Origin of the sequence: Pseudomonas abietaniphila (genome assembly GCF_039697315.1) — a bacterium.
GTDB lineage: Bacteria > Pseudomonadota > Gammaproteobacteria > Pseudomonadales > Pseudomonadaceae > Aquipseudomonas > Aquipseudomonas abietaniphila_B.
Genome location: NZ_CP155619.1, coordinates 1,154,223 through 1,178,689, shown reverse-complemented (window position 1 = coordinate 1,178,689; position 24,467 = coordinate 1,154,223). Strand labels below are relative to the sequence as shown.

Below are 24,467 nucleotides of genomic sequence, written 5' to 3'. Positions count from 1 at the left end.
AGTGTGCGCGTCAGGGGTGTTTTGCGTGAGCTGCATCGGGGACCTCGTAGAGCCGCAACTGCGTGTCTTCGATCGTCAATGTGCTCACGTTCACCCAGCTGGCCGGTATCGACGTGAAGTCGTCCGGTGGTGCTTTGTTGCTGATCAACCAGACTCGGGCAGGTCCGCTTTCCAGCGCCTGAAGCTTGTCCAGATAGACGTTGCTGGAATCCGTGAACAGCGTGCCGAACCCGTAGGCATTTGGCCTTCCTGACGTACCGTCGGGTTTGTCAGGCGTGTAGAGCAGGGGAACGGTCGGGGTCTTGTTGTAATACCGGTAGCTCAGGTACCAGAACATATCGCTGACCACGATGCGGTCGCCCGCGACGTAGTGCTCATTGACGTAGTTGACCAGGTCGTCGAACTGTTCCGGGTCCGTCCGATAGTCGTTGCTCAATCCCGTGAGCTCCAGTGTCAGGAGCAGCGCCACTGCGAATACCGCTGCGGTGCGAAAACGCTCGGCAATGCGATCAATGGCGACGGCCAGGATGATCGGCAAACCCAAGGCCGAGAACATCAAATAGCGCTCCACCAGCAAGGGCGTGATCCAGGAAATGGCGAACACGACAATCGGCGGCAGCAGTGCATAAATGATCAGCAGCCCGTGGAATTTATAAGGGCCCTGATCGTGACGCCAGACGGCGACGACGATCACTGCGAGCGCTACCGGAAGGGACAGGTAAATCCAGCCGGGCACGAACGTCCCGTCAGTCAGCGTAAAGAATTGCCATACGGTCGATGGCAGTGAGTAGGCGTCAACCGGTGTAATCCAGCCAATGTCGTTGCCCGCCCGGAGTTGATCAAGGTGTCGCAACAGATCAAAAAAATCGAAAAGCCAAGGCGTAAACATTACGACGATCAGGCCGTTGGTGATCCACCAGGCCGGTCGACGTATCAGGCAGGGTTGCGCCTTGCGCAGAAGCAACAGATAGCACCAGTGGGACAGCACGCAGAACGCCGTGAAGTAGTGGGTGTAGAAGCTGGCGGTCATCAGCAGGGCGTAAGCCATCAGGTAGGCATGGCGCTGCGGGTTTTTCACCCAGTACACCAAGGCGATGGTTGCGCCCAGTAGCCAGAAGCCCATGAGCGAATACATGCGCACTTCCTGGCTGTAGCGCACGGCGATGGGCAGCAGGGCCAGGAAGAGGCCGGCCAGTAGCGCGGCGCGCCGACTGGCAATGAGCAAGGTGAGCCAGACGCCTAGCACGACGCTGCCGATGCCGGGAAGCACACTCAACAAGCGGATGGAAAAAAGCGAACTCCCGAACGCACTTGTCCAGGCGTGCAGGAGCAGGAAGTAAAGCGGTGGGTGTACGTCGTGTGCGCTGTGGACCCAGATGAGCAAGGGCGAAAACTGACTCATGAACAGGCTCGAACCCTCGTCGCACCAGACCGCCGAAGCCGTCGAGCCGTAAAGCCTGACCAAGGTTGCAAGCACCACGATGGGGATGAGCCAGAATTCTGTTACCCATCGTCTTGCCTGCATGATTGTCTGCACCCTGTCGCTGCGGGGTTTATGGCCACCACAACGCCGCGTTCAGCTTTCGTTACGCCAAACGCGGCCTGCTGTCGTGATTTTCCTGCTGTCGTGATTTCAAAGGAGCATTTCAAGGGGCGACGTGAGGTCAATCGCCGCAAGGGGATCATTCCTCCGCCAATTGCTCCTTATATTCCTTCACGTATTCGCCCGCCAACGATTCCTTTTGCTTGTCGTCCAGTAGTTTGCCCGCCATCTGGAAGAATTTCTGCTCCTCTTCCTTGAGGTGGTGATGGACTTTCTCGGACAGCTTCTTCGCAGTTGCGAGCCACGCCGGGCTGGACATCTCGGTTTCGTCGAGTTCTTCCATCATCTCGTCCATCTCATGGTGCTCGGAGATGGCATGTCGGCTGAGATCAACGCCGTTGTCGAACTGCATCAGCGGTATATAGAAGAAGCGTTCTTCGGCGGTCTCGTGGGCCTGAAGCTCGGCCTTGAGCTGTTCGTAGGCCGCGACACGGTCTTTACTGTCGCCGTGGGTCTGGATCAAGGCATCGGCGTAGCCGCGTTGCCGGTCGTGGCTTTCTCTCAGGGCTTCGAAGATGTTCATGGTCGTTTCCTTAATCGGCTGTGGGTCTGCAATCAGGTGCTTATGCCTAGACCCCGCACGGTGCTCAGACGTTCCATCCGGGCAAGCGGCATAAGCTTAGAGCTATACGTTTCTTTCATAATTCGTGGCAGTTTTTATAATCAAAAGGACTTTAAGGCGCGGTGCTCATGTCTGTTTTCTCAGGCGCGGCGCCAGGCGTCGTTCAAACACTCGCTCACCCAAGGATCGTCATGTCCCTTCGCACACTCATTGTCGCCGCGGCGCTGCTGCTGGCGACCGCCACGGCGCAGGCCGAGCAGGTCATCAGCATCGGCTACCAGCGTTCATCTACGTTGTGGCTGCTGCTCAAGAATGACGGCCAGATTGAGCAACGCCTGAAGCCCTTGGGCTTCACGGTTCAGTGGCATGAGTTCAGCAGTGGGCTGCTGAGCGCGATGAACGCGGGCAGTGTCGATCTGCACGCCGATGTGGCGGATGCGTTCGCGTTGTTCACCCAGGCGGCCAACACGCCGTTGACTTACTACGCACGGGAGAACCCGTCGCCCACCGCGCAGGCGATCATTGTTCAGGACGGCTCGCCCATTCGCAGCGTCGCCGACCTCAAGGGCAAGCGCGTCGCGGTCTCGAAAGGCTCAGGCAGTAATTTCCTGTTGATTTCAGCGCTGAAAAAGGCCGGCTTGACGCTGGAAGACATTCAGCCGGTGTACCTGGAAGCGCCAGACGGCGTGGCCGCGTTCTCAAGTGGCAACGTGGATGCATGGGCGATCTGGGACCCGTTCCTCGCCACACAGGAGCGTGAGCATCATGTTCGTGTGCTGGCGGATGGCAGCAAAGGCGTCGCCAACTACAACCGTTTCTATGTCGCCAACACGAGTTTCGCGAAGGCGCACCCCGAGGTGCTGCAGGTGGTGTTCGATACCCTGCATGACGCCGGGCAGTGGGTCAAAGGCCATCCGCAGGAGGCGGCGAAAAACCTCGCACCGCTGTGGGGCAATATTCCGCCGGAAACCGTGGAGTTGGCCAACAGCCGTCGCAGCTACGACATCGTCCCGGTCAACGTCGATCAGTTGGCCGAGCAGCAGCGCATCGCTGATTACTATTACGAAGCGAAGCTGATTCCCAAGCCGCTGAAGATTTCCGACATCGCCGTCTGGGTGCCCAAGGCTAAATAAGGCAGGAGAAGCATCATGAGTCGTCAAATTCATCTGTCTGCCTTTCTGTTGACCGGCCCGGTGATCCACAGCCATGCCGCGTGGCGTCACCCGGAAACCCTCGGTAATTATCTGGATCCCGAGTACTACGCGCGCACGGCGCGTGTGGTAGAAGAGGGGCTGTTTGACTTTCTGTTTTTCGCGGATCGCCTCGCGGTCGGTGACCAGATGGGCGGCTCGCGGGATATCGCCCTGCGTTATGGTGCGCAGGACGCCACGCGCCTGGACCCGCTGCCGATCCTGTCTTATCTGGTCGGGCAGACACGCAAGTTGGGGTTGGGCGCGACGCGTTCGACCACCTATTACGAGCCCGCGCACATCGCCCGTGAGTTCGCCACACTCGATCATCTGTCCAAGGGCCGCGCAGCCTGGAACATCGTCACGTCAATGAACGACAGTGAGGGGCGTCTGTTCGGCAAGGACAAACACCTTGAGCACGACCTGCGTTACGACCGTGCCGACGAGTTCGTCGAGGTGGCGCTGAAGCTGTGGCGCAGTTGGGCGCCGGGTGCGTTGAAGCTCGACCGTGAGACCGGTGTATTGGCCGATCCGTCGAAGATCACTTCAGTGCAGCATCAGGGGGAATGGTTCAAGGTCGAAGGCCCGCTGAACATTCCGCGTACGCCGCAGGGGCGACCGGTCTTGATTCAGGCCGGGTCCTCGGGGCGCGGGCGGCGATTCGGCGCGCGGTGGGCTGAGGCAATTTTCACCATTCACCCGCATTTGAAAGCGATGCACGCGTTTCGCGAAGACGTGCGCGGCCAGGTCGTGCAGCAAGGACGCCAGGCCGACAGCTGCAAGGTGCTGACGGCGGTCATGCCGTTCATTGGCGGCAGTGAGGCCGAAGCACGCGCCAAGCGTGACAAACACAACGCGCTGGCGCGCCCTGAACTGGGGTTGGTGACGCTGGCTTCGCAGCTTAACGTCGATCTGTCGCCGTTTCCCTTGTCGGCGGCCTTGGCGGACATTGCCCGCTCACCGTCGATTCCTCCGGCCGCTGCCGAGAAGCTGTTGATGCAAGGGCCTGAAACCACACTGGAAGAGCTCGGCAGGATTTTCGCCAGCAGTGTCAGGGTGCCGCAGCTGGTGGGCACCGGTGCGCAGATTGCCGATCAGTTGGCGGAGATGTTCACCCAGGGCGGTTGCGATGGCTTCGTCATTTCACCGGCGTATCTGCCGGGGTCGTTCAGCGAGTTCGTCGAAAGCGTGATCCCGCATTTGCAGCGCAAGGGGCTGTTTCGCACGGCGTATGAAGGCTCGACCTTGCGCGAGCATTTGGGGTTGGCGGCGTTGGAGGATTGAAGGGCTCAGCTTCAGCAGTTGTCCGAAAAATCTGCAACCTGTACAGCCTTCTGACAGCATCCCCCGGTCGATTACGGGCTGACATCCGAAACATGCTGCGTATGATGGGCCCGACGTTTTTCTGAAAGGGCCCGTTCTCAATGATGAAGTTTTTCGCTGCGCTGCTCTGTGTGTTCACCGGTTTTGCTCATGCCGAGCCTGCCTTGCTCACCGACCTCGCCTTGCCTTACCTCGCTGCCGCCCCCGCCGATACCAAAGACAAACCCCTGATCATCTTCCTGCACGGCTACGGCAGCGACGAGCGTGACCTGTTCGGCATCAAGGACGAGTTGTCGTCGGATTACACCTACCTCTCCGTGCGCGCGCCGCTGGAAGTCGACGGTGGCGGGTACAAGTGGTTCAGCCAGGACACCGATCAGGCCGAATACGAAGGCGTGACCAGCGATGTGGATAAGAGCACCGATCTGCTCAGGACCTTCATCGAACAGGCCACTGAGAAGTACGGTACGCAACCGGACAAGGTGGTGCTGGTGGGCTTCAGCCAAGGCGCGATGATGAGTTACCAGATCGGCCTGCAGCACCCGGAAATGGTGCGCGGCATTGCGCCGCTGAGTGGCAAGATCCTCGCTTCCCTCAACGCTCGCCTAAAGCCCGACGATGCACTCAAGCCACTGAAAGTCTTCATCGGTCATGGCTCGGCGGATAATCGCGTGCCGTTCTCCGGCGCGACCGAGGCTCGGACGGTCCTGGAGAACCTGCTGATCAATCCTGAGTTTCATGCGTATGCCGGGGCAGGGCATACCATCACGTCGGCCGAGGTTGACGACCTTAAGCGTTGGATTGAAGGGGTGTTGAAAGGCTGACGCGTCTGATGGCTGCCGCTGCGCGCCAGATCGTCCGAGTGCGGCCCAGAGCAAGCGCGCTCCTGCGCCTTCGGCAGAATCAAAGGAGTCGGGGGGGGTCATAACCCCTGACTGCCGCGGATCAGTTCATAGGCCCGGCGCGCCAATGGGTTTACGGTATTGGGCCGGATCCACAGGTGATAGGTCACGTCGGGCATTCTTGGCAATCCGTCGGCTTCGCCCAGCACGCGCATGTCCGGCCCGAGCATTTCCATGCTGCGCGCCGTAACGCCCAGACCCGCCCGGGTGGCGGCCTTGATGCCGATCAGGTTCGAGGCCAGATAGGCCTGGCGCCAGGGAATGTGGGCGCGCTCAAGTGCTTCGATCGCGTACCGCCGATAGATGCTCGGCTCATCCACCAGAATCAGCGGAATTGGCTCGCCGGGCACGTGCAGGTACTGCGCCGAGCAGATCCACCACACCGGTGATGTGCGCAAGGCGAAGCCTTCCAGGGCGGGATCCTCGCGGGTCGAAATCACCATGTCGACCTTGCCGCGATGCAGATCTTCCATCAGAAACGGGCTGCGACCCACGTCGATCTCCAGCCGCAGCCTCGGCGCGGACCGGGCGATGTGGCTGAGAATCGGCGGCAGGATGGTGTCGGCGATGTCGTGGGGCGAGCCGATGCGCAACACGCCGCTGAGGCTGCTTTCTCGCAGTGAATTGAGCGCATCATCGTTGAGCGACAGCATCTGCCGCGCGTGGCGTAACAACTGCCGACCGGGTTCGGTGAGTTGCTTCTGACGGCCCTGTTTCTGGAACAGGCTGACGCCGATCTGCTGTTCGAGACGCTGCATGTGCTGCGTCACCGACGATTGCGTGCGCGACAACTGCGCCCCGGCGCCGGCGAAGCTGTGGTGATCGACAACGGCGACGAAGGTGCGCAGCAATTCGAGGTCTAGGGTGGAGGACATGTTGTGTATCCTGTAAACGTCAGTTTTGTAGGAGCGTGGCTTGTCCCGCGATCTGCCGGGTACCGGCAGTAGAATCAGACGTCTCGGTAACCTCAGGTGCAATGCAATCGTTGGGTTGACGACGGGTTCCCCGCCGATCGCGGGACAAGCCGCGCTCCTACAGCTCCGTATTACATCAGCGGAATCGCTCAATACATTACGTTTTTTTATGAATTGGAAAAGCCCTCTCTTTCAAAATATCCATAAGGCCCAATAAAACAGCTCTTATGCCGTTTTGCTCTAAATCGCGAAACCAGAAAGTTATAACCATATTTGATATTTGAATTTCCGCTCATCCCGTTCTCTCCCTAGGATGCGGTTCATTACAAGGCGCTGACGTCACACCGTCGCAAGCGCCGAGCCGATGACCATTTGAGGGGAAGTCCATGCCGTACACGCACTCGCCATTTGCTCGTTTCCTGCCGTTAATGATCGGCGCTGCCGTAACGCTGGGCGCCAGCTTCGCGGCCCAGGCGGATACCACGCTGGACAAGATCGATCAACGCCACCGTGTGGTGGTCGGCGTGCTGTTGTCAGGCGGGCCGTTCGGCTCCATCGATCCTTCCAGCCAGAAACCCAAGGGCCTGAACGTCGACATGGCCGAAGACCTCGGTCGTCAGCTCGGTGCAGAGGTGGAACTGGTGCCCGTACTGCCCGCCAACCGCGTGCAGTTCCTGCAGCAGGGCAAGGTCGATCTGCTGATCGCCAACATGGAGTGGACCGCCGAGCGGGGCCAGCAGTTGGGCTTCGTACCCACCCCGTTTTATCGCGTCGGCGGCACCGCAGCGGTGCTCAAAGACAGCAAGATCACCCGCTGGGAAGACCTCAAGGGCCAGCCGGTCTGCACGTCTCAGGGCAGCAGCTACGTGAAGCCGCTGACCGAATTCGGCGCTGAATTGAAAGCATTCAAAAGCTCGTCGGAATCCTTGCTGGCCTTGCGCGGCAACAACTGCGTAGCGGCGGTGCACGACGCCACGCTGATCAACCCGCTCATCGCCGACAGCGCCGAATGGAAGGACTACCGCGCGATCACCCCCGAGCTGAATCCGGCGCCATCGGTGATATGGACCCGCCCTGGCGAAGCCGACACCCAAGCCAGACTCGACGCCATCGTCAAAGGCTGGCACCGCACCGGCTGGCTGATCGAGGCCGAGAAGCGCCACCACATCACCCCGGCCTCGCCAGCGCTGGTCGAATTGCACGACAAGTTCCAGGCCGCGGGCGCCTGAGTCGCTGCTTTTTCTACCCTTGGTTTTTCAGGTTTCTTACAAGGCATTCGTTCATGAGCAGCTTTTCCATCGGCAAGACCCTGTCCGTTATTGGCCTCTCGATCGGGCTGGCGATGGGCGCAACCCTGGCCCACGCCGACGCCACGCTGGACAAGATCAACCAGCGTCACAAAATCAGCATCGGCGTGATTCTCAGCGGGCCGCCGTTCGGCACCATCGATCCGAAGACTGGCGAACACCTGGGCTACAACGTCGAGCTGGCCAAAGGCATCGCGCAAAAGCTGGGTGTCGAGGTCGAAACCGTGTCGGTGCTGGCGCCCAACCGCGTGCAGTTCCTGCAGCAAGGCAAGGTCGACATCCTGATTGCCAACATGCAGTACACCGACGAGCGTGCCGAGATTCTCGACTATGTGCCAACCCCGTACGAAGAAGTCGGCGGCGCCGCGCTGATCCGCAAAGGCGCTGGCATCAGCCAGTGGGAAGACCTCAAAGGCAAACCGGTTTGCGTGTCTCAGGGCAGCAACTTCATCAAGCCGTTGCAGGAAACCTATGGCGCAGAGATCAAGGCGTTCCGCAGCCAGTCCGAGTCGCTTTTGTCTCTGCGTGGCAACGGTTGCGTGGCCGCCGTGCACGTCAGCCCGACCATGCACGCGCTGCTGGATGATCCGGAGTGGGCCGACTACAACCTCCCGCTGGCCAACGACCTGATCCCCTCGAAATCGGTGATCTGGGTGCGCAAGGGCGAACACGACACGCAGGCGAAACTCGACGCGATCATTCGCGACTGGCACCGCAGTGGCTGGTTGATCGACGTGGGTCAGCGCACCGGCATGGCACCGTCGCAAGCCTTGCGTGATCTGCATGAACAGTTCCGTAACGCCGCGCCGCTGGCCACGAAATGATTCTGAGAGGCCAACGATGAACAGCGATCTGTTCCAGACGTTGCAGCAACTGCTCGGCGCAAGCCATGTGCTGCCGGGCGCCGAATCCCCGGCGCAGTTGACCGACAAGCAGGGCAGCTACGTCGGTCGGGCGCTCGCTGTCGTGCGCCCGGCTAACGCCGACGAAGTCGCTGCGGTGGTGCGCGCCTGTGTCGCCCATAAGACCCCGATCGTGGTGCAGGGCGGCAACACCGGGTTGATGGGCGCGGCAACGCCGGATGCCAGCGGGCGTTCGGTGTTGTTATTGCTTGACCGCTTGAACCGCGTGCGCCAGATCGATACCGACAACGACACCCTCACTGTCGAAGCCGGCTGCATCTTGCAACACATTCAGGACGTGGCCCGTGAAGCGGGACGGCTGTTTCCCCTGAGCCTTGGCGCAGAGGGCAGTTGCACCATCGGCGGCAACCTCGGCACCAACGCGGGCGGCACCGCGGTGCTGCGCTACGGGAACACCCGCGAGCTGACGCTGGGCCTTGAAGTGGTCACCGCCGAAGGCGAGATCTGGCATGGGCTGCGAGGTCTGCGCAAGGACAATACCGGTTACGACCTGCGTGACCTGTACATCGGCAGTGAGGGCACGCTCGGCATTATCACGGCCGCGACGCTCAAACTTTTTCCGCTGCCCAAGGCGCAAAGCACGGCGTTTCTGGCGTTCGATTCGCTGGGCCAGGCGGTGAGTTTTCTGTCCCATGCCCGCGCCGGATTCGGTGCCAGTCTGACCGCATTCGAACTGCTCACCGCCGAATGCCTGGCGCTGCTGCGCGAGCAGTTTCCCGAAGGCCCCCAGCCCTTTTTGAATGCCGCTCAACCCTGGTTCGCGTTGCTGGAGCTGTCCGATAACCACAGCGAAGCTCACGCGCGCCAGGCGTTCGAGGACGTGCTGGGCAGCGCGTTCGATGAGGGCCTGCTGGCCGATGCACTGATCGCCGAAAGCCTGGCCCAGAGCGAGGCACTGTGGCTGCTGCGCGAGAACATGAGCGAGGCGCAGAAGCGTGCCGGACGCAACATGAAGCACGACATCTCGATCCCGATTTCGCGCATCGTCGAATTTGTCGAACACACCGACGCCTTGCTGCAACAACACTTCCCCGGCGTACGCAATTTCACGTTCGGCCATCTGGGCGACGGAAACCTGCATTACAACGTCGCGCACCCACTCGACTCCACGGTCGAGGCGCACATGGCGCGCTATGCCGAACTCAGCGAGATCGTCCACGACAGCGCACATGCCTTTGGCGGCTCGATCAGCGCCGAGCACGGCATCGGGCAACGCAAGCTGGCGATGCTGCCGCGCTACAAGAGCAGCGTTGAGCTCGACTTGATGCGCCGCATCAAGCAGGCGCTAGACCCTCTCAATCTGCTCAACCCAGGCAAGGTCCTGGCGAGCGTCGAAAGCCGGAGCACAGCCCCATGAGCCTACGTTTATCTCAACGCATACAGCGTGTCTCGCTGTCCGCCAACGCGGCGGCCAAATCCCGGGCCACTGCCTTGCGCGAGGCCGGTCGCGACATCCTCGATCTGACCACCGGCGAGCCGGACTTCGACACGCCGGAGCACATTAAGCAGGCCGCCTACGCCGCCATCGATGGCGGTGCGACCAAGTACACACCGACACCCGGTGTGAAGGCGTTGCGCGAGGCCATTCAGCGCAAGCTGCAGCGAGAGAACCGGTTGGATTACGCGTTGCCTTCGATTGTGGTGGGCAACGGCGCCAAGCAGGTCATCTTCAACGCCTTCGCCGCGACCCTGGATGACGGCGATGAGGTGCTGGTGCCGGTGCCTTACTGGCCATCGTTTCCGGACATCGTGCGGGTCAACGGCGGTGAACCGGTGTTTATCGAATGCGGTCTTGAGCAGGGCTGCAAACTGACCCCCGTGCAGCTGGAACAGCACATCACCGCGCGCACCCGTTGGCTGATCCTCAACGGTCCCGGCAACCCGAGTGGCGCGGTCTACAGCGAGGCGGAGCTAATGGCGCTGGCCGACGTGTTGCGTCGTCATCCCCACGTGCTGGTGCTTCTAGACGAGTTGTACGAGCACATTCGTTTCGACGGCCAGCCTGCCCTGAGCCTGCTCAATGTGGCGCCCGACCTGCAAGCCCGTGCTTTGTTGGTCGGCGGTGTGTCGAAAACGTACGCGATGACCGGTTGGCGCATCGGTTTCGGTGCGGGGCCGCAAGAACTGACCAATGCGATGACGGTCATGCAGTCGCAATCGACATCTGGCGCGTCCTCCGTTGGGCAGGCCGCAGCGCTGGCCGCGTTTGAAGGCGGCTTGGGTTTCTTGCCCGATCAGGTGCACGCCTATCACCAGCGCCGCGATCTGTTGGTGACTGCGCTGAGCAACGTGAATGGGCTCGATGTGCTTACGCCCGAAGGTGGATTTTTTGTCTTTGTCCGCTGCGCCGGATTGTTGGGCCGCATTCGCCCCGATGGCCAGCGCCTGAATAACGACGGCGACGTGGTGGATTACCTGCTGGAACAAGGCGTGGCGGGTGTCGCCGGCAGCGCTTATGGGTTGTCGCCGTGGTTTCGTCTATCGATCGCAACGGCCACCAGCAGCGTGATCGAAGCCGGACGGCGCATCGCCAACGCCTGCGTCGAGCTGCGAACCGAGGCCCTGGCATGAGTCATTGGCTTGAGGGGTTCGTGCACTGGACGGCGACGTTCGGGCTGAACTACAGCTTTCTGCTGGACGCCTATCAGCGCGGCTCGATGGTCAATGGCGCGTTGACCACGGCCTTGCTCTGCGTGTTCACCATCATCGGCAGCCTGGTCGCGGGCGTGGCGCTGGCGGCGATGCTGACCAGCGGCAAGCCTTATCTGGCCAAGCCTGCGCGGATTTTCATCGAAGTCACCCGCAACACGCCGACGCTGGTGCAGCTGTACTGCGCGTTTCTGGTGTTGAACATGCTGCTGACCCAGGCGGTTGGCGCTGCGAACCCGCTCACGCCGTTTGCCTGGGTGGTGATTGTGATTTCGCTGCACAAGGGCGCATTCCATGCCGAGGCCTTGCGCGCCGGGATCGAAGCGGTGCCTGCGGTCACGCTGGAAGCGGCCAGTTCGCTGGCCTTCAGCAGCCGGCAGTTGCTGTGGAACGTGCAATTGCCGCTGGCCATGCGCTTCGCGCTGCCGTCGCTGATCAACAACCTGATCGATCTGGTCAAGATGACGGCCGTGGCGTCGGCGATCGCCGTGGGCGACATCACCTACGCCTCGATCATGATCTGGACCCAGAGCGACAATGTGCTGGAATTGATGATTCTGCTGCTGGCGTTTTTCGGCCTGCTCAGCTTCATCGTCAACTGCGTGGGCCGTGCCCTCGAAGCAAAATTGAGGATGCCCGGTTATGGCCATTGAGTCGTCTGTCAGCCTGCCGTCGTCCTGGCCACGCCGGCATCCGGGCAAGCTGTTGTGTGGCGTTGTCGTGGCATTGCTGCTGGTCTTCAGCGCGCCGAAAAGTCCGGTGCTCGCGGCGTTGTACGAGTGGTCGCCCGCCTTGGCAACGGGCTTCGGACAAAACATCCTGATCAGCCTGCTGGCCATCGCCATCGGTTCTGTATTGGGCCTTTTGATTGGCGCGCTGGCGGTGTCGCCGCTGTGGATCAGCCGGCTGCCAGCGAAGATCTGGGTGCAGGTATTTCGTAATGCGCCGTGGCTGGTGCTGATCTATTTCACCACCTATGTGTTTCCGTTCGAGCTGCACATCGGCAGCGCCTGGATCGCCTTTCCCGACTGGGTGAAGGTCACCCTTGGCCTGGCGCTGCCGGCCAGCGCCAACGTCGCGGAAATCTTTCGCGGGGCCATCGGCTCGATCCCGAGTACGCAATGGGAAGCCTCACGGTCGCTGGCGTTCACCCGTGGGCAGATCTTCCGCTCGATCATTCTGCCGCAGTGTTTCAAGCGCATGTTGCCGCCGTGGATGAACCTGTATGCGGTGATCACCATGGGCACGGCGCTGGCGTCGCTGGTGGGTGTGCATGACCTGATCGACACCGCGCAGATCGCCAGCAACACGGTCAACCGGACCGGTTTCACGGTGCTGATCTACTTCAGTGTGCTGGCGTTGTTTTTTGCCTACTGCTATCCGATTTCCCGACTCACTCAATACCTGGAGCGACGTTATGCCTTTTCCTGAAACGCGCGCCGAGGCCCCGCTGATCAGCCTGCGCGACATTCACTTGTCCTTCGGCACAAACACCGTGCTCAAAGGCATCGACCTCGATGTGCAGCGCGGTCAGGCGGTGTCGATCATCGGCCCGTCAGGGTCGGGCAAGTCGACCATTCTGCGCTGCATCACGGGTCTGCTGCAGCCGCAGCGCGGGACGATCCGTGTGGGCAACACCGAGGTGCACACGCTCAACAACGAAGCCCAGCGCATCGAGTTGCGCAAGCGCGTCGGCTTCGTATTTCAGCAATACAACCTGTTTCCGCACTTGTCGGTTCTGGAAAACCTGGTCATCGCGCCGCGCAAAGTGCTGGGGCGTAACTCGGTGGACGCCGAGAAAGAAGCTCGCGCGTTGCTGGCGAAAGTGCGCATGGAGCACAAGGCGGATGCGTATCCGGGGCAGTTGTCCGGCGGTCAGCAGCAGCGCGTGGCGATTGCCCGGGCGCTGGCGATGCGACCCGAGTTGATCCTGTTCGACGAAGTGACCTCGGCCCTCGACCCTGAAACCGTCGGCGAGGTGCTGACGGTGATTCGCGAGTTGACCGAGGAGGGCATGACCTGCGTGCTGGTCACCCACGAAATGCGCTTCGCCGAGGACATCAGCGACGTGGTGTATTTCACCGAGAACGGCCTGATCGTCGAACACGGCAGCGCCGAACAGATTTTTCAACGCCCGCAGAGCGAGCGCACACACGCGTTTTTGCGCCATGCCCTCGGCGACGCCGGACGTCGCCCCGCAGCGGCTGGTGACCCGTATCTGTTGAGCAATATCAGCCGTTACAGTTTGTCTGTCTGACCGGTAAGACCCTTCGTTAGAGAGGCTGGACGGGAATCCTGTGGGAGTGAGCTTGCTCACGAAGACTGAGTTTCAGACGCTACAGATGTGTGGAATGTACCGGCCTTTTCGTGAGCAAGCTCACTCCCACAGGGATGACGTTGTCGGGCACCGATGTGCCGTTTCCAAAGCAATAACCGGGTCTGGCAGCGATCTGTTGCCCGCCCTGAAAACCTACAAAAGGAGCACCTGATGAGCACCGAAGACCGCAGCCAAGTGATCGAAGACTTCCTGCAGAAAATCCGCGTTATCCATCAGCGCGGCGTTGACCGTGAAGCGCTGAAAGAGATCGTCAGCCTGCTGGAAGACCTGGCCCAGCGTCGTGAATTGTTCAACTTCACGACCTTTCCCGCGCCCGTGCCGGGTGAGGGCGATACGGCGTTTCGTTATCGCCTGAACGACGATGGCGACACTCCGACGCTGTACATGAACTCCCTGCTGCCGGGCAAAAGCACGTTGCCGCATAACCACGAAACCTGGGCGGTAATCGTGGCCGTCGAGGGTCAGGAGATCAATTACGTGTGGGCGCGCACCGACGACGGCAGCGACCCGGCCTTCGCCAAGCTTGAGCTGGAGAAAGAAGTGGTGGTGCAACCGGGCACCTCGATCAGTTTCCTGGGGGAGGATCTGCATGGCATCAAGGTCGATGGCGAAACCCCGACGCTGCATTTCCATCTGTATGGCCGTCCACTGGAGTCGTTGAACGGCCGCTACGGCGTCAACACCGAAGGCAAGGTGCTCAACTACAACGCCTCGCAAATGGCCCCGTCGATCAAGGCGTACGCATGATCGATCTCTACTACTGGCCGACGGGCAACGGGCTGAAGGTCGGCATGCTGCTGGAAGAACTGGGCCAGGAATACCGGTTGCTGCCGATCAATATCCGCACGGGCGAACAGAAGCAGGACGGGTTCCAGGCGATCAGTGCCAACGGGCGGATTCCTGCGATTGTCGATCATGCTCCGACAGCGGGCGGTCCCCTGAGCCTGTTCGAATCCGGGGCTATTCTGAATTATCTGGCAGACAAGGCCGGTCGTTTTCTACCGCCGCAAGGCACGGTCGCACGTCAGCGGGTGCAGGAATGGCTGTTCTGGCAGGTCGGGCATATCACGCCTTATTTGAGTCAGTTGCAGGTGTTCAGGGAGAAAGCGCCGGAGCCGATTCCTTTCGCCCTCGACCTGCTCGGCGCCGAGGCCGCGCGCCTGTATGGCGTGCTGGAAAAACGCCTGGGCGACGTGCCGTTCGTGGCGGGCGAATACTCCATCGCCGACATGGCGATCTTCCCGTGGATTCAGCCCTTGCGGCAGGGGCAGAACCTGACGGACTTCCCGAACATCCACGCCTGGCGCGAGAGGATCAAAGCCCGACCGGCGGTGCAGCGGGCGTATGAAAAGGGCAGGGAAGTGGCAGCGGGCGAAAGGTCGTTGGCGTTGCAGTAAAGGCGCTCACCGTTGCTGTAGGAGCGCGCTTGCCCGCGATAAACGATAACGCGGACTGCCTGATGTACCGCGGCGCTGAATCGCGGGCAAGCGCGCTCCTAAAAAAGCGAGTTGCATCATTTTCTGAATCACGAGAATTCCATGAGCCAAAAAGTCACCCCGCAACACTTGCAAACCTGGCTGTTCGACGGGCAGGAGATCGCCCTCTTCGATGTGCGCGAGCATGGTCAGTACGGCGAAGCGCATCTGTTTCACGGGGTGAACCTGCCCTACAGCCGGCTTGAGCTGGAAGCGCGTCGGCTGGCGCCCAATCCCGCGGTGCGCCTGGTGATCTACGACCAGACCGGCCACGATGTGTCCGTCCGGGCGGCGCAACGTCTGCAAACGCTCGGCTACACCGACGTCCATGTGCTGGAAGGCGGTGCCGATGGTTGGCAAGCGGCAGGCCTGCAACTGTTTGCGGGGGTGCACGTGCCCTCCAAGGCGTTTGGCGAGTTGGTGGAAGAAGCCAGCCACACGCCGCACATCAGCGCGACCGAACTGGCGGCATTGCAGGCCAATGGCGAACCGTTGGTGTTGCTCGACGGCCGGCCGTTCGACGAATACCGCAAGATGACCATTCCCGGTTCCATCTGCTGCCCCAATGGCGAGCTCGGGTATCGGCTGGCGGATCTGGTGTCGGACGACACGACGCCGATCGTGGTCAACTGCGCGGGGCGCACGCGCAGCATTATCGGGGCTCAGACCCTGATCGACCTGGGCGTGAAGAACCCGGTTTATGCGCTGGAGAACGGCACTCAAGGGTGGTTCCTCGCCGACCTGCCGCTGGAACACGGCAGCACGCGCCGCTACCCGGAAGTGTCCGCTGCCGCGTCGCTGGCGCAGCGGCGTGAGGCCGCCACACGTCTGGCTCAGCGGGCCGGTGTGACGACAGTCGACGCCGAGCAGGTCGTGGCGTGGTCTCGCGACCCCGCGCGCAGTCTGTTCCTGTGTGACGTGCGCACTCCGGAAGAGTTTGCTCTCGGCAGTCTACCCGGTGCGCAACACACGCCGGGCGGACAGTTGATTCAATCCACCGACCTCTACATCGGCGTGCGTGGCGCGCGACTGGTACTGATCGACAACGATGGCGTGCGTGCGCCCATCGTGGCCAGTTGGTTACGTCAGCTTGGGCATCAGGCCTATGTGTTGCAGGGCGGCTTGCACAGTGGTCTGGCGTTAACGCCTGAGCGCTACGCTGTCGCGCCAGCACTGCCTGCGATCAGCGCTGCCGAGCTGGCGGACTCGCTGCGTGACAACACCATTGCGCTGTTGGACCTGCGCGGGAGCATGGCGTTTCGCAAGGCGCAGATCGCAGGCGCTCGCTGGTCGATTCGTTCGCATCTGGCCGATGACCTGGCGACTGAAACAAAGCCGTTGGTGCTCGTGGCCGATCAGGCCGATGTCGCGGCGATAGCGGCACTTGAATTGCCCGAGCGGCAGCGAGCGAATGTGCGATGGCTGGATTTCAAGGCTTGGCAATCGGCCGGCCTGCCTGTGCATGAAGACCCAAGCAACCCGCCGAACGAGCAGTGCATCGATTTTCTGTTCTTCACCCACGACCGTCACTCCGGCAACAAGGAGGCGGCCCGTCAGTACCTGGCGTGGGAGATCGGGTTGCTGGGGCAGATGACCGAGCAGGAAATCGCCAGCCTCAAGCCCTTGGCTTCAAGCGAGAACCAGAGCCGTGTCCGCACCCGATTGGTCCATGCTGCACGGGGCGAAAAAGGCAGTGGCGTACGCGCCGTGAACCCGCCTGTTTCCCGCATGAGCACCGTGCTGTTCGACACGCTCGGCGAGATGCGCGACGCGCGCAAACGGCGCGACACCGAGCGTGTGCTGACGTACGGTGCACGGGGAAATCCGACCGCGTTCGAGCTTGAAGACTTGGTGACGGAACTGGAAGGCGGTTACCGTACGCGGCTGTTTGGCACCGGACTGGCGGCCGTGGCGCAGACCTTTCTGGCTTATCTGCGGCCGGGCGACCATGTCTTGATTACTGACGCGGTGTACTCGCCGGTGCGCCAGGTGGCCGAGGAGTTCCTCGCGCCGTTCGGCATTCACTACAGCTACTTTGCCGCCGATGGCAGCGGGCTGGAAGGCAAGCTCCAGGCCAACACCAAAATGGTCTATGCCGAGGTGCCGGGGTCGCTGCTCTACGAGCTGGCGGATCTTCCGGCCATCGCAGCGTTGTGCAAGTCACGGGGCATTTTGCTCGCCGTCGACAACACCTATGGCTCGGGCTACCAGTACCGCCCGCTGACCCTCGGTGCCGACATTTCCATCATGGCCCTGACCAAATACATCGCCGGTCACAGCGACGCGGTGATGGGCAGCGTCTGCACCACGCAAGCGGTCTGGCAACCTCTGGCAGTAATGACCGACACCTTCGGCAGCACCGTCAGCCCGGACGATGCGTACCTCGTGCTGCGTGGCGCCCGCACCTTGGCCGCACGGCTCGACGTTCATCAGCGCCAGGCCTTGCAGGTTGCTCACTGGCTGCAACAACATCCGCAGGTCAGGCGCGTGTTCCACCCGGCATTGGCGGATCATCCGAATCACGCCCTCTGGAAGCGTGATTTCAGCGGCAGCAACGGCCTGCTGACCTTCGAACTCGCCGACAACGACCCCAAACACCTGGACGCCTTCATCGACGCGCTGCAGTTGTTCGGGCTGGGTGCTTCATGGGGCGGCTTCGAAAGCCTGATCATCGTCGCCAACGTGCGCGATCGCGATAACGCTCAAGACAAGGCGCTGAATCCGCTGCTGCGGTTACACATCGGACTGGAGGACGTGAGTGCGTTGATCGAAGATCTGGAACGGGGGTTTGCGGCGATACGATGATGCGGATGCACCTGTGGCAGCGGACCCATTCGCGAACAAGCAGTCAGACAATAGAGAGCGTTCGTCTGAATGATGATTCGCGAATGCATTCGCTCCCAGAGCGGCTTCGTTCAACCGGCGGGTTTGTGTGTCAAAACCCGGCCTTACCCACCGAAGCACCACCGTCGACAAACAACGTCTGTCCGGTAATGAATCCGCTCTGTTCGGAGAGCAGGAAGGCAATGGCCGAAGCGATTTCTTCGGGTTGGCCGAAGCGGCCCATGGGCACGCCGGACAGGTAGCGTTTTTCGCCCTCGCTGCCCACCGGGTTGTTCTGCCGGAACAGCTCGGTTTCGGTCGGGCCGGGGGCGATGGCGTTCACGGTGATGCCGGTCTGCGCCAGTTCCAGCGCCCATGAGCGGGTGAAGCTGATCAGCGCGGCTTTGGCGGCAGCGTAGGCCGTGCGCTGCGTGATGCCGAGCACGGTCAGGCTGGAGATGTTGACGATCCGGCCCCAGCCTTGTTCGCGCATGTTGGGCAGCAAGGCTTGGGTGGCGAGCAGGGCAGAGTGCAGGTTGACGCTCATCACGGCGTCGAAGTCGTCCAGCTCGATCTGCCCGAGCGGCTGGGGGCGTACCAGCCCGACATTGTTCACCAAGCCATCGAAGCGGTAGTGCTGCGCCAGCTCCGTCAGGCCGCAGCGGGTCTGGTCTTTGTCGCTCAGATCAAGCTCTTTGAGCACCCCCGGAAAGGTCGGGTCGTCAGCGTGGCGGGCAATGCCGACCACCTGATGACCGGCTGCCGCCAGGTGTTCGGAGAGCGCACGGCCTATGCCTTTGCTGGCGCCGGTGATCAGGAAAGTGCGGGAGGTCATGAATATTGCTCCGTAAGACTGGAAGGGGTTTAGATCGGAGTGCGTCCCTGTGGGAGCGAATTCATTCGCGATTGGCCAGCGCATCCGACCTTTTCTTGTCGGCTGTACGATCGCATCGCGAATGAATTCGCTCCCACAAGGGACAGTGTCCGTCTGGCTATCGGGCGCTCAAAACGATCGCGACCCGGACGTCGAATTTCTGAGAAACGCCACCAGCGCGATGAGCGGAAACGCACTGCCGGCGATCACGATCCATGTCCAGCCGCCGTGGTCATACAGCGCACTGGCGATCACCGAACCGATGGCGCCGCCGACAAAAATACTGGTCATGTACAGGGCGTTGAGGCGACTGCGGCTTTTAGCGTCCAGGGCGTAGACCGAGCGCTGGCCCAGGACCATGTTCATCTGCACGCAGAAGTCCAGCACGATGCCGGTCACCGCCATGCCGATCACCGCATACGCTGGCGTGATCAGGCTGGGCAAAAAGCTCAAGGCGGCAAAGAGCATGGCGCACAGGCTGGCAACTCGCGTGTGTCCGGCATCTGCCAGGCGCCCGGCAATCGGTGCGGCGATGGCACCAATCGCGCCGACCAGCGCGAAAATGGCGATCTGGCTCTGCGACAGCCCATGGTTGCGCGCCAGCTCCAGCGGCACCGCCGTCCAGAACAGGCTGAACGTGGCAAACATACAGGCCTGATAAAACGCCCGTTGGCGCAAGACCGGCTGCTTGCGCAACAGCGTCCACAGCGAGGTCAGCAATTGCCCGTAGGTGGCGTTGTGCGTGGGTTGATGCCGGGGAATGGTCGTCGCCAATACCACGCTGATCACCAACATGACCGACGCGGCCGTCCCGAATACCGCACGCCAGCCGAAGTGATCGGCAATGATGCTGGACGCGGGGCGCGCGAGAAGAATGCCCAACAGCAGACCGCCCATGATGCTGCCGACCACGCGTCCGCGTGTTTCTTCGGGCGCCAGATGCGCGGCCAATGGAATCAGGATCTGCACTGCCACCGAACTGAATCCCACCAGCAGCGACGCCAGCAGAAACAGATTGGGCGTCTGCGCGAAGGCGGCGCTCAACAGGCTCAGAATGGCCACGGCCGTGGTGATGATCATCAGCCGCCGGTTTTCCAGCAGATCACCCAACGGCACCAGGAAGAACAGCCCCAGCGCGTAGCCGATCTGGGTCAACGACACGATGAAGCTCGCCAGCGTACTGGACAGCCCGATGTCGGGCGCGATCAAGCCGATGATGGGTTGGGCGTAGTAGATATTGGCAACGATTGCGCCGCAGCAGAACGCGAACAGCACGGCCAGACCCTTGGTCATTGTGGCACCGGGATTAGCGTGGGGCATGGAAGTCATGCGGATCTCGACTGGCAGTGCACCGCAGCCGGCAAAGCGCGCTGCTGCGGTGCATAAAAGGGAAGCGCCAGAGGCTAACGCTTTTTCGTTGCGTTAAGAAGTGCTATCGGGTTGATATGTTTTATGCATGAAAAGAATGATGCTGATGCGCCACCTCCGCACCCGTCGCCCTCCCGAAACTTTTTCTCACTCGCCCCAGTCACTCCTACACGAACCCATAGACTCACTTCTCAAGGAATCACGCGATGGCTCGGTCAATCTGGAAGGGCGCGATCAGTTTCGGGCTGGTGCATATTCCGGTCGCGCTGGTGTCGGCGACGTCGCGGCAGGGCGTTGACTTCGACTGGCTGGACAAGCGGAGCATGGACCCGGTGGGCTATAAGCGGATCAACAAAGTCACGGGCAAGGAAATCAACAAGGAGAACATCGTCAAGGGCGTGCAGTATGAGAAAGGCCGCTATGTGGTGATCAGTGAGGACGAGATTCGCGCTGCGCACCCCAAGTCCACGCAGACCATCGACATCTTCGGTTTTGTCGACAGCAAGGACATTCCGCTGCAAAACATCGACACGCCTTACTTCCTTGCGCCCGACAAGCGCGGTGAGAAGGTCTACGCTCTGTTACGACAGACGCTGGTAGACACCGGCAAGGTAGCGCTGGCCCATGTCGTGATTCGCACCAGCCAGCACCTCGCCGCTGTGATGCCGCTGGAGTCGGCCATCGTGCTGGTGCTGTTGCGCTGGCCTTCTGAAGTGCGCGGGCTCGATACGCTGGATCTTCCGAAGGAGGCGACCGACGTCAAACTGAGCAAGAGTGAGCTGGACATGGCCAAACGCCTGGTCAAGGACATGAGCACCGAGTGGACGCCGGACGCCGAACAATACCGTGACACGTTCCAGGACCAGATCATGTCGCTGGTCGAAACCAAAGCCCGGGAAGGCAAGATCGAGGATGTGGAAACCGACGTTGGGGAAACCGAGCGCAAATCCGCTGATGTCATCGATTTGACTGAGTTGCTCAAACGCAGTCTGGGTAGCCGTGGCGGTTCGGCCAAGGCCCCGGTAAAAACCAAACCTGCCAGCAAGAGCAAAACCGCTGCCGATGATGAAGACGTTCCGGCCAAACGGCGCGCCCCTGCAAGGAAGAAAGCGACCAAGGCATCCTGAAAAGCGATGCCAGGTTGATAAGAAAAATGCAGAGGTCTAATCGATCATGGCGAAATCTGTGAGTGAGTACACCCGTAAGCGCAATTTTGACATCACGTCCGAGCCGCCCGAAACAGCGGGCCGGGCTCGTAGCAGCAAGGGCAAGGCGCTGAGCTTTGTCATTCACAAGCACGACGCGCGCAACCTGCATTACGACTTCCGGCTTGAACTGGATGGCACGCTGAAAAGCTGGGCGGTGCCCAAAGGCCCGAGCCTTGACCCGAAGAACAAGCGCCTGGCGGTGCATGTCGAAGACCATCCGCTGGGCTATGGCAGCTTCGAGGGAAGTATTCCGGAGGGCCAGTATGGGGCGGGTGACGTGATCGTCTGGGACCGTGGGATCTGGCAGCCCCATGGCGATCCCCAGGAGACGTACAAGGCCGGCAAACTTAAATTCACCTTGATCGGCGAAAAGCTCACGGGCGACTGGGCGTTGGTACGCACGCACTTGCCCGGCAGTGGCGACAAGGAGCAGTGGTTGCTGATCAAGGAAAAGGATGAGGCCGTGCGCTCGGCGGACGAGTACGACATCGTCGCGGACAAGCCCGAGAGCGTGGTCAGCGGTGCGACCGTGGGCGAAGGGCGAGCGCCGGCAAAATCCAGCCAGCGCAAGACCGCTGCATTTGGGGCAGTCGCGGTAAAGAAGTCGGCCAGTCAGGCGCCTGGAAAAGCGGCAAGCAAGTCATCTTCCACGAAGAAAACCAAGGTTCCCGAAAAACTCTCGCCGCAGCTTGCCACGCTGATGGACACGCCGCCCGAAGGCGAATGGCTGTACGAAATCAAATTCGATGGCTACCGGATCATGACCCGGATTCTCGACGGAGACGTCCGGCTGATCACCCGCAACGGTCACGACTGGACCGAACGTCTGCCGTTGCAGGCCAAGGCCATCGCCGATCTGAACCTGGGCGACGGCTGGCTCGACGGCGAGATGGTGGTGCTCAACGAGGACGGGCTGCCTGACTTCCAGGCGCTGCAGAATGCCTTCGAGATCGGCCGCAGCAAGGACATCGTCTATTACCTGTTTGACGTTCCGTTCCTGAATGGCGAAGACCTGCGCGACAGGCCGGTGGAAGAGCGTCGTGCGGCCCTCAAAAAACTGTTGGGCAAGAAAAGCCGTTTGCTGCGTTTCTCCGATGCGTTCTCTGCCAGCCACCGTGACATTGTCGAAAGCGCCTGTCTGTTGTCCCTTGAAGGGGTGATCGGCAAACGTGCAGGCAGCGTCTATCAATCAAGGCGCAGCCCGGACTGGATCAAGCTCAAGTGCAAGCTGCGCCAGGAGTTCGTCATCGTCGGCTATACCCAGCCACAGGGAACGCGCAGCGGATTTGGCGCGCTGTTGCTGGCGGTCAACGAGGAAGGGGCGGGACTGGTGTACGCCGGACGGGTCGGCACCGGTTTCAATCAGAAGATGCTTGGTGAACTGCTCGAACAGATGAAACCGCTGGCGCAGGATGCCTCGCCGCTGGCGAAAAAACTCACCAGCACTCAGGCCCGAGGTGTGCACTGGATCAAGCCGAAACTGGTCGGCGAAGTGGAGTTCGGGGAATGGACGCGCGAGGGCATCATTCGTCATTCGGCCTTTATTGCCCTGCGCAGCGACAAGCCTGCCAGCGAAGTGGTCCACGAGTACCCCAAGACGCCAGTGGACATCAAGGCCCCCTTCAAGCCGAATGCCTCCAAAACCGGTGCGACCAAGGCCCGCACGTCCAAGGCGCCCACGACCGCCGAAACGAAAAGCGAGAAGGCCAAGCCGGCCAGCAAGCGTGCCGGCAAAGACAAGGTTGAAGTGGCGGGCGTGATGATCAGCCATCCCGAGCGGGTGATCGACACGTTGAGTGGCTTGCACAAAATCGACCTGGCGCATTTCTATGAGTCGATTTCCGACTGGATCCTGCCGCACCTGGATCATCGTCCGGTGGCCTTGCTGCGTTGCCCGGACGGTGTCGAGGGCGAGCAGTTTTTCCAGAAACATTCCGAGCGGCTGGCGATCCCGAACATCAAGCAGCTCGACCCGAAACTCGACCCCGGCCATGCGCGACTGATGGAGATCGACAGCGTTCAGGCGCTGGTCGGCGCGGCCCAGATGGGCACCATCGAATTGCACACCTGGGGCTCGACGTACGACAAGATCGAGCTGCCTGATCACTTTGTCCTCGACCTTGATCCGGACGAGGCGCTGCCCTGGCGCAGCATGATCGAGGCTACCCAAATGACTTTGTCGGTGCTGGATGAGCTGGGTCTGGATGCCTACCTCAAGACCAGTGGCGGCAAGGGCATGCACATCATCGTGCCACTAGCGCGCAAGGCTGACTGGGACACGGTCAAGGCGTTCGCCAAGGCGCTGGCGCAGTTTCTCGCGCAGCAGTTGCCGGAGCGCTTTACCGCGACCTCCGGGCCGAAGAACCGGGTCGGCAAGATCTTCGTCGATTACTTGCGCAACACCCGTGGCGCCAGCACCGTGGCCGCGTATTCCGCCAGGGCAAGACCGGGTCTGCCCGTCTCGGTGCCGATCACTCGGGACGAATTGAGCAGCCTCAAATCATCGACACAATGGAACATCGGCAACCTGCAAAAACGCCTGCGCAAGCTCAAGGCCGATCCGTGGGCGGGTTACAAAAACACCCAGCGCATCACCAAGCCGATGTGGAAGCGATTGGGGGTGAAGGCGCCGTGATCCGGTGGCGTCCCCGGGATTTGAGGCAGCCATCAGAGCCGTAGGAGCCGGCTTGCTGGCGAATGCGGGGTGCCATTCACCGTCGATGTACCTGACCCACCGCATCGCTGCCCTCGTAACCTCGGACGTCTCCTACAGGTACTGCGTCGTTCCGATGATTTGCAGTGGACGTAGAGTCTGTGGGAGCGAGCTTGCTCGCGAATGCTGTGTATCAGACGACATTGATGTAACTTTTCCACCGCATTTCGCTGCCCTCGTAACCTCGGACGTCTCCTACAGGTACTGCGTCGTTCCGATGATTTGCGGTCGACATCTAACGTGTGGGAGCGAGCTTGCTCGGGAATGCGGTGTATCAGGCGACATTGATGTCACT

Annotated in this window: 20 protein-coding genes; 15 read left to right on the top strand and 5 right to left on the bottom strand. The window is 61.1% G+C overall.

The annotated features are described in order from the left end of the window. Positions 1-10 precede the first annotated feature (10 nt). A complete protein-coding gene (locus ABDX87_RS05180) occupies positions 11-1,525 on the bottom strand; it encodes a glycosyltransferase family 39 protein (protein WP_346831919.1) in 1,515 nt (504 codons plus the stop codon). A 157-nt stretch (positions 1,526-1,682) separates the two neighbouring features. Then, positions 1,683-2,126 (bottom strand): hemerythrin domain-containing protein, encoded by a 444-nt coding sequence (locus tag ABDX87_RS05175; protein WP_346831918.1) that lies wholly within the window; start codon positions 2,124-2,126, stop codon positions 1,683-1,685. Between the two features lie 230 nt (positions 2,127-2,356). On the opposite strand from ABDX87_RS05175, the gene ABDX87_RS05170 reads away from it, so the two are divergent. The 3 genes from ABDX87_RS05170 (at position 2,357) to ABDX87_RS05160 (ending at position 5,502) form a co-directional block, all read left to right on the top strand. Beyond that, a complete protein-coding gene (locus ABDX87_RS05170; RefSeq protein WP_346831917.1) occupies positions 2,357-3,298 on the top strand; it encodes an aliphatic sulfonate ABC transporter substrate-binding protein in 942 nt (313 codons plus the stop codon). 15 nt (positions 3,299-3,313) lie between these two features. Continuing rightward, positions 3,314-4,639, top strand: coding sequence for an LLM class flavin-dependent oxidoreductase (locus ABDX87_RS05165; protein WP_346831916.1), 1,326 nt, complete (start codon positions 3,314-3,316; stop codon positions 4,637-4,639). A 140-nt stretch (positions 4,640-4,779) separates the two neighbouring features. Beyond that, entirely contained in the window at positions 4,780-5,502 is a 723-nt protein-coding gene (locus ABDX87_RS05160; protein ID WP_346831915.1) for an alpha/beta hydrolase, read from the top strand. A gap of 98 nt (positions 5,503-5,600) precedes the next feature. Here the strand turns inward: ABDX87_RS05160 and ABDX87_RS05155 are convergent, their stop codons facing one another. After that, positions 5,601-6,455 carry a LysR substrate-binding domain-containing protein gene (locus ABDX87_RS05155; protein ID WP_074755252.1) on the bottom strand — a complete coding sequence of 285 codons (855 nt, stop codon included), beginning with the start codon at positions 6,453-6,455 and terminating at the stop codon, positions 5,601-5,603. 425 nt (positions 6,456-6,880) lie between these two features. On the opposite strand from ABDX87_RS05155, the gene ABDX87_RS05150 reads away from it, so the two are divergent. From ABDX87_RS05150 to metC, 10 genes are all read left to right on the top strand, one after another. Beyond that, entirely contained in the window at positions 6,881-7,723 is an 843-nt protein-coding gene (locus ABDX87_RS05150) for a transporter substrate-binding domain-containing protein (RefSeq protein WP_346831914.1), read from the top strand. Positions 7,724-7,776: 53 nt separating this feature from the next. Next, entirely contained in the window at positions 7,777-8,625 is an 849-nt protein-coding gene (locus ABDX87_RS05145; protein WP_346831913.1) for a transporter substrate-binding domain-containing protein, read from the top strand. A gap of 16 nt (positions 8,626-8,641) precedes the next feature. Then, positions 8,642-10,081 carry an FAD-binding oxidoreductase gene (locus tag ABDX87_RS05140; RefSeq protein ID WP_346831912.1) on the top strand — a complete coding sequence of 480 codons (1,440 nt, stop codon included), beginning with the start codon at positions 8,642-8,644 and terminating at the stop codon, positions 10,079-10,081. Further along, positions 10,078-11,295 carry an aminotransferase class I/II-fold pyridoxal phosphate-dependent enzyme gene (locus ABDX87_RS05135; protein ID WP_346831911.1) on the top strand — a complete coding sequence of 406 codons (1,218 nt, stop codon included), beginning with the start codon at positions 10,078-10,080 and terminating at the stop codon, positions 11,293-11,295. The genes ABDX87_RS05140 and ABDX87_RS05135 overlap by 4 nt, the downstream gene beginning before the upstream one ends. Next, positions 11,292-12,026: an amino acid ABC transporter permease gene (locus tag ABDX87_RS05130; RefSeq protein WP_346831910.1), complete on the top strand. Its 735-nt coding sequence runs from the start codon at positions 11,292-11,294 to the stop codon at positions 12,024-12,026. Before ABDX87_RS05135 ends, ABDX87_RS05130 begins: the two co-directional genes overlap by 4 nt. Further along, on the top strand, positions 12,016-12,804 hold the full coding sequence (locus tag ABDX87_RS05125) for an amino acid ABC transporter permease (RefSeq protein WP_346831909.1): 789 nt from the start codon (positions 12,016-12,018) through the stop codon (positions 12,802-12,804). The genes ABDX87_RS05130 and ABDX87_RS05125 overlap by 11 nt, the downstream gene beginning before the upstream one ends. After that, positions 12,791-13,630: an amino acid ABC transporter ATP-binding protein gene (locus ABDX87_RS05120; RefSeq protein ID WP_346831908.1), complete on the top strand. Its 840-nt coding sequence runs from the start codon at positions 12,791-12,793 to the stop codon at positions 13,628-13,630. The genes ABDX87_RS05125 and ABDX87_RS05120 overlap by 14 nt, the downstream gene beginning before the upstream one ends. Before the next feature lie 231 nt (positions 13,631-13,861). Next, complete coding sequence (locus tag ABDX87_RS05115; protein ID WP_346831907.1) at positions 13,862-14,458, top strand: cysteine dioxygenase family protein; 597 nt, start codon at positions 13,862-13,864, stop codon at positions 14,456-14,458. Beyond that, on the top strand, positions 14,455-15,108 hold the full coding sequence (locus ABDX87_RS05110) for a glutathione S-transferase family protein (RefSeq protein ID WP_346831906.1): 654 nt from the start codon (positions 14,455-14,457) through the stop codon (positions 15,106-15,108). Before ABDX87_RS05115 ends, ABDX87_RS05110 begins: the two co-directional genes overlap by 4 nt. A 141-nt stretch (positions 15,109-15,249) precedes the next feature. Next, entirely contained in the window at positions 15,250-17,991 is a 2,742-nt protein-coding gene (gene metC / locus ABDX87_RS05105; RefSeq protein WP_346831905.1) for a cystathionine beta-lyase, read from the top strand. Between the two features lie 130 nt (positions 17,992-18,121). On the opposite strand, the gene ABDX87_RS05100 is transcribed toward metC, so the two are convergent. Then, complete coding sequence (locus tag ABDX87_RS05100) at positions 18,122-18,844, bottom strand: SDR family oxidoreductase (protein WP_346831904.1); 723 nt, start codon at positions 18,842-18,844, stop codon at positions 18,122-18,124. Positions 18,845-19,012: 168 nt separating this feature from the next. Then, positions 19,013-20,212, bottom strand: coding sequence for an MFS transporter (locus ABDX87_RS05095; protein ID WP_346831903.1), 1,200 nt, complete (start codon positions 20,210-20,212; stop codon positions 19,013-19,015). 245 nt (positions 20,213-20,457) lie between these two features. Here ABDX87_RS05095 and ABDX87_RS05090 point away from each other — a divergent pair, with 245 nt between their 5' ends. Further along, positions 20,458-21,378, top strand: a complete 921-nt coding sequence (locus ABDX87_RS05090; protein WP_346831902.1) for a Ku protein — start codon at positions 20,458-20,460, stop codon at positions 21,376-21,378. A 46-nt stretch (positions 21,379-21,424) separates the two neighbouring features. Beyond that, positions 21,425-24,094 (top strand): DNA ligase D, encoded by a 2,670-nt coding sequence (gene ligD / locus ABDX87_RS05085; protein WP_346831901.1) that lies wholly within the window; start codon positions 21,425-21,427, stop codon positions 24,092-24,094. Positions 24,095-24,467: the final 373 nt, after the last annotated feature.

Coding starts and splice junctions, on each gene's coding strand:
- ABDX87_RS05180 (WP_346831919.1), bottom strand. CDS start 1,525: ATGCAGGCAAGACGATGGGTAACAGAATTCTGGCTCATCCCCATCGTG.
- ligD (WP_346831901.1), top strand. CDS start 21,425: ATGGCGAAATCTGTGAGTGAGTACACCCGTAAGCGCAATTTTGACATC.
- ABDX87_RS05095 (WP_346831903.1), bottom strand. CDS start 20,212: ATGACTTCCATGCCCCACGCTAATCCCGGTGCCACAATGACCAAGGGT.
- metC (WP_346831905.1), top strand. CDS start 15,250: ATGAGCCAAAAAGTCACCCCGCAACACTTGCAAACCTGGCTGTTCGAC.
- ABDX87_RS05140 (WP_346831912.1), top strand. CDS start 8,642: ATGAACAGCGATCTGTTCCAGACGTTGCAGCAACTGCTCGGCGCAAGC.
- ABDX87_RS05150 (WP_346831914.1), top strand. CDS start 6,881: ATGCCGTACACGCACTCGCCATTTGCTCGTTTCCTGCCGTTAATGATC.
- ABDX87_RS05175 (WP_346831918.1), bottom strand. CDS start 2,126: ATGAACATCTTCGAAGCCCTGAGAGAAAGCCACGACCGGCAACGCGGC.
- ABDX87_RS05125 (WP_346831909.1), top strand. CDS start 12,016: ATGGCCATTGAGTCGTCTGTCAGCCTGCCGTCGTCCTGGCCACGCCGG.
- ABDX87_RS05110 (WP_346831906.1), top strand. CDS start 14,455: ATGATCGATCTCTACTACTGGCCGACGGGCAACGGGCTGAAGGTCGGC.
- ABDX87_RS05100 (WP_346831904.1), bottom strand. CDS start 18,844: ATGACCTCCCGCACTTTCCTGATCACCGGCGCCAGCAAAGGCATAGGC.
- ABDX87_RS05170 (WP_346831917.1), top strand. CDS start 2,357: ATGTCCCTTCGCACACTCATTGTCGCCGCGGCGCTGCTGCTGGCGACC.
- ABDX87_RS05165 (WP_346831916.1), top strand. CDS start 3,314: ATGAGTCGTCAAATTCATCTGTCTGCCTTTCTGTTGACCGGCCCGGTG.
- ABDX87_RS05145 (WP_346831913.1), top strand. CDS start 7,777: ATGAGCAGCTTTTCCATCGGCAAGACCCTGTCCGTTATTGGCCTCTCG.
- ABDX87_RS05115 (WP_346831907.1), top strand. CDS start 13,862: ATGAGCACCGAAGACCGCAGCCAAGTGATCGAAGACTTCCTGCAGAAA.
- ABDX87_RS05120 (WP_346831908.1), top strand. CDS start 12,791: ATGCCTTTTCCTGAAACGCGCGCCGAGGCCCCGCTGATCAGCCTGCGC.
- ABDX87_RS05160 (WP_346831915.1), top strand. CDS start 4,780: ATGATGAAGTTTTTCGCTGCGCTGCTCTGTGTGTTCACCGGTTTTGCT.
- ABDX87_RS05090 (WP_346831902.1), top strand. CDS start 20,458: ATGGCTCGGTCAATCTGGAAGGGCGCGATCAGTTTCGGGCTGGTGCAT.
- ABDX87_RS05155 (WP_074755252.1), bottom strand. CDS start 6,455: ATGTCCTCCACCCTAGACCTCGAATTGCTGCGCACCTTCGTCGCCGTT.
- ABDX87_RS05135 (WP_346831911.1), top strand. CDS start 10,078: ATGAGCCTACGTTTATCTCAACGCATACAGCGTGTCTCGCTGTCCGCC.
- ABDX87_RS05130 (WP_346831910.1), top strand. CDS start 11,292: ATGAGTCATTGGCTTGAGGGGTTCGTGCACTGGACGGCGACGTTCGGG.